General features: G+C 43.0%; 1 protein-coding gene. It reads left to right on the top strand.

The annotated features are described in order from the left end of the window. Positions 1-159: 159 nt before the first annotated feature. On the top strand, positions 160-8868 hold an 8709-nt coding region (locus FN756_RS14500; RefSeq protein WP_185955272.1), incomplete at its 3' end, for an Ig-like domain-containing protein.

An 8868-nucleotide genomic window follows, 5' to 3' on the forward strand; every position in this document is an offset into this window, starting at 1 on the left:
TTTCTGGTTACATATGTTAAGTTTGAGATAAATCACATCATTTCTTATAACTAAATTCTTTGTAATTCAATCATTTCTTCAGCGATCAAAAGCTGTGTGATTTGTATTTTTTATCAAACCAACCAAAACTAAACTAAACCACCACCAAACCAATATTGCATGGAAAATAACCTCTACTTATTAAAGTCGTTAAAAGTCTGCAAGAAACATTTTCTGCTTTTCTCTTTATTAATTCTTGGTTTAAACATTACCAACTTTACATCTAGCTACGCTCAAGTTGCCTGCAATGGCACCCTGGGACCGGCTATTCCCGGAGCAGGTATAAATTTTGGATATGCAACGGATCTGAGTAAAGACTATGGCCCGGCGCTGGCTTCGGGTCTTACTAATTATTCCTATTGGTATCCTAGCATATTACCAGCTACCGGTTCTGCAGATTTAGAAGATGGCTCTTATGGCATTTTACGTCGTCTAAACACTACGATCAGTCACCCTTCAGGACCATGGCATACCTATGATCATGATCATACCTATTACCTTGATGGAAAGCCTGATGGTTTTATGTATGTGGTAAATGCAGATTTTGCACCAGGTATATTCTATCAACAAGAAGTCACCGGATTATGTTCAGGTACAACATATGAGTTTGCCGCATGGTTCAGCAATATTCTAAAAACAACTGCCTGTGGCGGGACTGGGAAAAAGCCAAACATCTTATTTGAAATTAGAGATAAAACTACTAATGCACTGCTGGGCTCTTATAATTCAGGAGATATTCCTGCATCGAACCCTAATCCAATTTGGACACAGAAGGGATTTTTGTTTACTGTTCCTGTTGGAACCACTAGCGTAGTGCTTAAAATGATCAATAACAATGCAGGAGGCTGCGGTAACGATTTTGCTATTGATGATATTACGTTTCGGATGTGCGGTCCGAGCATTTCCATGAATCCTGCTACGGGTAAGCAATTGTGTCAGGGAACAAGCTTTACGTTTAGTGCAACAGTTGGAGCTGGCTACACTAACCCTGACTATTTATGGCAAAAAAGCACTGACAATGGAACAACATGGTCGGATTTAAGTTTACAAACAAGTAATAACATCACCTTCCCGAATGTTTCAACGGCTCAAACAGGCTTATATCGTGTACTGGTAGGTAGTGGAGGAGGAAATGTGTACAACCCTAGCTGTCGCGTTGAATCGCCGGCTATTCCACTTACCGTATTACCAGCTCCCTCAGTAACAGCAAATGGAGGGGGCAATTATTGTATTGGTGCTACAATTACACTTTCAGCTAACCCTACCACTTCCTTATCATACAAATGGTATAAAAACGGAGTTGCAATATCAGGTGCAACAGGAGCAACCTATGCATTTACAGCAAGCAATTCTTCTCAATCGGGCAATTATACAGTTGAAGCATTTAATGATTATAACTGTTCGTCAACTTCGGCCAATGTACCGGTAATTATTAATGATCCACCAGCTCCTGTTATACAAGGCCCTTCTTCTATTTGTCAGGGAGATGTTGCTACTTATAAAACAACCGTTCCGTATGTTCAGTATTGGTGGTATGTTGGAAATCAAAGCTCCCAAACGCAATTAATAGGTACAGACCCAACGCTACAAATTTCAGGAGGTGATCAAAGTTACTATAAAGTTGTGGTTAAAGATGCAAATGGATGTATCGGCACATCCTCTGCAATTAAAGTTACCGGCGGGCAACCAATTAAAGGAGATTATACTTATGTAGGAGGAATCCCATTGTGTGAAGGTAGTAGTTCAACCATAACTTTCACAAAAACAGGTGCGGGCGTTGATCCCGGTTATTTTGCCTGGTATAGAAACGGTGTTATTTATCGTGATGGACAGTGGCCTTATATTATCAGTGGTAACAAAAAAATTTATCAAGATACAATTCAGCAAACGATTACTCAGCCAGGAAAATATCAGTTGTGGATTGAAAACTTTAATGGCTGTACCGGTTATACAGAGAAATATTTTGATGTTATTTCCTATCCGATACCTCAACCACAAATTTTGCAATCGGGACCTACGGCATTTTGCGGCTATTCAGGGGCTAGCGTTAGTTTAAGTGTAAGTGGTTCTTTCACTTCTTATCAATGGTATAAAGATGGACAGATAATTACAGGTGCTACAGGCCCATCTTATACTGCCACTACAAGTGGTAAATATACGGTATGGGTAACATCCAATGCTGGTTGCTTAGGTGGATCAGCAGAAACTGTGGTTACAGTTTACCCTGTACCAAACCCTTCAATCGCTCCGGCTACCGGGCAATCGCCAACATTTTGTTCAGGAGGGTTTGTTGATTTAGTAGCAACACCAACAGGTGCTTCAAATTATATATGGTATAAAGATTTGGTCGAGATTCAAAATGGACCATCAAATACATTCCATGCTACTCTACCAGGAAGTTATACGGTAAAAGTTACCAGTACTCAATCATGCGATGGAACATCCGCCCCTTTTACTGTAACAGTATACGATATACCTAATCCTGTAGTAACTCCTAATACATCAGCAATCTGTGCAGGTACACCATTAACATTATCAGTAAGTCCAATATCCCCTATTGCAACCTATACGTGGTATAAAATTGGTAGTGCAACAGCTTTGGGCACTGGTACAAGCTACACTATAAATGAATCGATAGCGGGTACTTATAACTATTACGTGGTTGCAAGCTATTCTGGCGGTTGTTCTGAACAATCTAATAATGCAACCATTACAGTAAATGCATTACCTAGTGTGCTTATTCCAGGCAACGGCAGTTTTGAAGGCTGTTACCCGGCAGGCATAACGATTGGCGTGCCTAGTGGTCAGCCAGGAGTCAACTATACCTGGACGAAAGACGGAGCTCCTTATCCTTTAGGCGACAACCAGTTTTCAATTACGGTTAACCAGAGCGGCAACTACGTATTGCATGCCGATAACGGTACCTGTACGGCAAACTCATTGGCTCAACAGGTAACAATCTATAACGTAGCCAAACCAGTGATTTCCCCTCCTGCCGCCGTATGCGAACCGCAAACGGTGACCTTGAGTGTGACTCCGGTTTCTGGCCTTAACTATCAGTGGTACAAAAACGGAGCGATTTATACGGGAGCGGGCAACACCTCCTCAAGCATCACTTTGAGCGGAGCGGCAGCCAGCGGCAGTTATTACCTGCGAGCAACCGACGGTCATTGTCCTATAGATTCGGATCCGGTGACGGTAACGATCAATGCCCTTCCGGATGCAACGATCAATCCGGGACCGTTTGTGTTCTGCCAAGGCGGTGCTCAGCTATTATCCGTTCCGGCGCAAGCAGGCGCTGCCTACCAGTGGAAACGCAACGGAAGCGACATTTCGGGCGCTACCGCCAATACCTATACGGCAACCCTTACCGGCAACTACACGGTGGACGTAAGTTTTGCAAGTGGCTGTACGGCCACTTCCTTGGCCGCCGTCGTTACGGTCAATCCGAATCCGATTGCCGACATTACCCCGGCAGGACCCTTAACCGTTTGCCAGGGAACACCGGTGAACTTGTCAACCCCGGCGCAGGCAGGGGCAAGTTATGCATGGACCAGAAACGGTACGGCAACCGGTACCAACAGCAACACCTTAGCCGTAACTCTTAGCGGCGATTACCAGGTAACGGTCACCTTTACGGCAACCGGCTGTTCAACGGTATCGAACACGGTAAATGTAACCGTAAACCCGATGCCGGACGTGACCTTAAACGGTCCGGGCCCGTACGTGTTCTGCCAAGGCGGTGCTCAAGTAATTTCAGTTCCGGATCAATCAGCTTCAGGCGTAACCTATCAATGGTACAATGGCGCCACTGCTATAGCCGGCGCAAACGCCTATAGCTATACCGCTACATCCACCGGTCAATACAAAGTAGTAGCTACTTATCCTGCCACTACCTGTACAGCCACCTCGGCAGTGGTAAACGTAACGGTAAACCCCAACCCGGTTGCTACGGTAACTCCGGCTGGACCCTTAAGCGGTTGTACGGGCGACAGCTTTGCACTAAGTGTTACTTCATCACAAGCAGGCGTAAACTATCAATGGTTAATCGGAGGCACTCCTATAGTCGGTGCTACATTGAATGCCTATACAGCAACGGCTGCAGGAAACTACTCGGTTCTCCTTACCAATCCCATTACGGGATGTACCGGCACCTCGAACGTGGTAGCCATTACCATCAACCCGCTTCCGGATGCAACGATCAATCCGGGACCGTTTGTGTTCTGTGAAGGCGGTGCTCAGCTATTATCCGTTCCGGCGCAAGCAGGCGCTGCCTACCAGTGGAAACGCAACGGAAGCGACATTTCGGGCGCTACCGCCAATACCTATACGGCAACCCTTACCGGCAACTACACGGTGGACGTAAGTTTTGCAAGTGGCTGTACGGCCACTTCCTTGGCCGCCGTCGTTACGGTCAATCCGAATCCGATTGCCGACATTACCCCGGCAGGATCAACTACATTTTGTGCAGGAGGATCAGTTACTCTAACAGCGCCTGCACAATCAGGTGTTAGTTACCAATGGTATCAAGGAGTTACTCCTGTTGGAACCAATAGCAATTCATTACTTGTTACTACGGGAGGCTCATATACTGTAACAGTTACCAATACCACCACCTTATGTGCTGCGATATCGGCTCCTTTAGCTATAACGGTCAATCCAACACCTGTTGCAACAATTACAGCCGGAGGTCCTACTAGTTTCTGTAATCCAGGCTCGGTAACATTGTCGGTTCCTGTACAAGTTGGAGCAACATATCAATGGTTCCAAGATGGTACGCCTGTTGGAACAAACACAAATACTTACACAGCAAGCACTAGTGGTAACTATACAGTTACTGTAAGTTTTGCAACCGGATGTAATGTAACGAGCCTTAGTGGAATTGTTGTTACCGTTTGGGATTTTGCTGCCCCTGTGGTTTCAGCTGTGGGCACACTTGATTTTTGTACGGGTGGCTCTGTTACCCTGCAGGTTTCTCCAGCTGTATCAGGTGTAACTTATAATTGGTATAAGAGTCCATCAATGACCGTTTTAGGTGCAGGACCAAACTTCACTACTAATGTGGCAGGTGACTATTATGTTATTGCAACCGACACTCATACTTGTTCAAAAACTTCAAATACAGTTACGGTAAGTGAAAATATATTGCCAGATGTAACTCTTACAAATCCCGGTCCACATGCCTTCTGTAATGGTAGTTCTGTAACATTTAGTGTACCTTTTGATCCTACATATACTTATCAATGGTATAGAAATGGTGGTATAGCTTCAGGAGTATCAAATACAAATTTATACACTGCATTAGCAACGGGAAAATACAAAGTTGTTGTAACAAATAGTAAAGGTTGTATCAATACATCAGCTGAAGTAGATGTAACAGTTTGGGATATTGCTGACCCAGTGATTTCAGCATCATCAGCAACAACCATTTGTTCGGATGCTACAGTTATATTAACAATAAACCCTTTTGTTTCCGGAGCTACATATCAATGGACAAAAGATGGAGTAAACATTCCAGGAGCCTCTAATCAGACCTATATAGTTTCAGAAACAATAGCAGGTACTTATAATTTCCAAGTAGTGGCCAGTTATCCTACAGGATGTTCTGAAACTTCTAATATTATTCCAGTTACCATTAAACCCTTACCTATTGTAACCCCTATAACCTCAACAGCCATTGGTTTCTGTGATGGTGGAAATGGCATTATAGGCATTACCCCTTCTGCCGGTTCAACCTACAGTTGGACAAAAGATGGTGCTTCATTTGGAGGTAATACATCTTCAATAACGGTGATCGATGGTGGCAGTTATCAAGTAACTGTAACCGGTTCAAACGGTTGTACAGCACAATCAACTGTATTTGTGGTATCTGAATGGATTGTAACTAAACCTATCATTGCCGTAAACGGTCCGACTTCATTCTGCGATGGAAATAATGTTATGCTATCTGTCGCCAACCCTGACCCAACGGTAACCTACCAATGGTTTAATGGTGCAAGTTTAGTAGGAACTGGTAACACTTATACAGCAACAGTTAGTGGTAGCTATACAGTAGTTGCTACAGATTCTCATGGTTGTACTAATACTTCTGCACCTACGAATGTAACGGCGTGGCCTCTTTCAACAGGAAATATAGGTCCTGCTGGCCCATTTACTATTTGTAAGGGCGACCCTGATATTGTCCTAACCGTTACGAGTTCGGGAGCCGGTGATACTTATCAGTGGTTACTGAATAATACTCCTATACCTGGAGCAACAGGAAATACATATTCAGCTTACCAAACAGGTGATTATTCTGTATTGATTAGTAGTTCAAAAGGCTGTTCTAATTTGAGTTCGAATCTTGTCAAGGTTACCGTCAATCCATTACCAGATCCTAAAATTGTTGACGGTGGAGGTAGCAGCGTTAATTTCTGTGGTGGTGGTAGCATTACTGATTTGATGGTTAAAGATTCTACTCTTTATAGTGATTTCCAATGGAGAAGAGACGGAGTCGATATTATCGGAGCCAAATCTGCCAGGTATTTTGTTCCCCCAACTGCATTATCTGAAACCCATTCATATTCTGTTTATGTAACTGATGCAGCAACGGGATGCCAAGGTAGTACCTTGACGCCTGTAAATGTAAACAGTTACAAACCAACTGTAACGATTCAGGGTAATTTTACAGTTTGTGACCCTGGACCTGCAAGCCTATTTGTAACGACCCCGGCATTAACAATCGATTGGTACTATACTCCAACCAATACTCTTCCTATTACTTGGATTGCACAAGCAACGGCTACCCCGAATTTAAATGCTACTCAAACAGGCTGGTACAAAGTAATCGCAAGTGATGGATCTTGCCCAGCTGGTTCTGATTCAGTACATGTTGTTATTGAGAAGATAGATCCGACTATAATAGCTGGTGGACCAACCACCTTCTGTGGAACAACAACAGCTAAGGTTTTATTACAGGAAAATAAATACAATGATCCAATAAATTATACATATCAGTGGCAAAAAGATGGTACAAATATCGTTGGTGCGATATTTCCAACTTATGAAGCTACAGCATCTGGAAATTACAATGTAATTGTAACCAGTAAATTTGGGTGTTCCGGAAGTGCTGCTGCACCAATTGAAGTTATCGTTAACCCGCTTCCTGTTGCAAACTTTGATTTACCATCTGCAGCTTGCGCTCCTACAACAGGCATAGTTACATTTGTGAATACTAGTACAGGTACATCTTCATTAAGCTATAGTTGGACCACAAGCCCAAGCTTTGCAGCTCCGATTACCAGTGCTGATGCCAACATTAACTTCACAGGACAACCCGCCGGTGTATATGATATTACCCTAACAGTAACTGATGGTAATTCCTGCCCGGCTACAATTACTAAACCATATACTTATAGCGGTAATAATCCAATTGCGGCATTTACCTTACCAGCTACTGAATGTCAAAACAATACAGTTACCCTAAATGCTGCGGGCTCATCATTTAGTGCTCCTGCAACTAGTATAAGTTATAAATGGGATTTCTTTGATTCCTCGAATAATGCGATAGCTATTTCTGCTTCAAATGTTGCAAATCCTACCATAACGTTCCCGGCTACTCCAGGTGTATCAACCAATTATAAAATACGCCTAACTGTAATTACAGATTTAGGCTGTTCTGATATTGTTGAACACGACATAATGATTAATCCGCAACCTCAGCTATCTCTTAACTTACCTAAAACGGATGTCTGTATTGGTGATGCACCATTTACATTATCCGGAGGTAATGAAACGAGTGGCATCTTAGGTGGAACTGAAACTTGGTCTGGCCCGGGTGTATCAGGTTCAACTTTTGATCCAAATGCAGCTGGCTTAGGTGCAAAATTGATAACCTATACTTATACTATTAATGGTTGTTCAAATTCAGTGACCTCATTCATTACAGTTCACCCAATGCCGGTTACAGTGATTAACTCCATTCCGGCTGCCAATGGATTAGGAGAAGTAGAAGTTTGTGATGGAGATCCCGTAAGCTTTACCGCTTCAGGTGCGGCAACATATGAGTGGTACAAAAACGGAACCACTCTAGGAATAACAGGTTCTACTTATTCAACTGCTGATGCAGGTGATTATTATGCACTAGGCACATCAGCATATGGTTGCATTACACAATCAAACACTATTAAAGTAATTGTAAACCCTATACCGGTTGCAAACTTTATCTTACCATCAGATTGTGTACCAATGGCGGGCATTACATTCAATGGCTCAACCAGTTCTGTTACATCTCCTGCAAGTATAACCGATTACGCTTGGAATTTTGGGGATGGAACACCTGTAGTTAACGGAGCAAGTCCTGTTTCACCAGCCCACAGTTATGCTACAGCAGGTACTTATGCCGTAACTTTGACAGTAACAACAAATAAGGGATGTAAAGATTCCTATTCATTAAATTATCAGTTCAATGGTAATGCCCCGGTTGCGAGCTTTAATGCTTCTGTGGCAAGTACTTGTCAAGATACTCCAGTAACATTTACTAGTACTTCAACAACGGGTGTTGGTACTATTAGCAATTATGAATGGAAATTCTATGATAAAGCAACTGGAACTCAATTACCCATCTATGCAGGTAATTATTCAACTGTAAATATCACATTCCCTGCGGTTACTAATTCAAAAGTTTATTCAGTTGAACTAATTGTAACTACTCAGTACGGCTGTCAAAATTCTTCAGCATTAACAGATATTACGGTCAACCCGACCCCTGCTGCCACCCTAAGTCTGTCGACTAGCGAAATCTGTGTGGACGGCGGAATGGTAACGATCGCTTCTGCTATCACCAACGGC

Origin of the sequence: Solitalea koreensis (assembly GCF_900182575.1) — a bacterium.
GTDB lineage: Bacteria > Bacteroidota > Bacteroidia > Sphingobacteriales > Sphingobacteriaceae > Solitalea > Solitalea koreensis.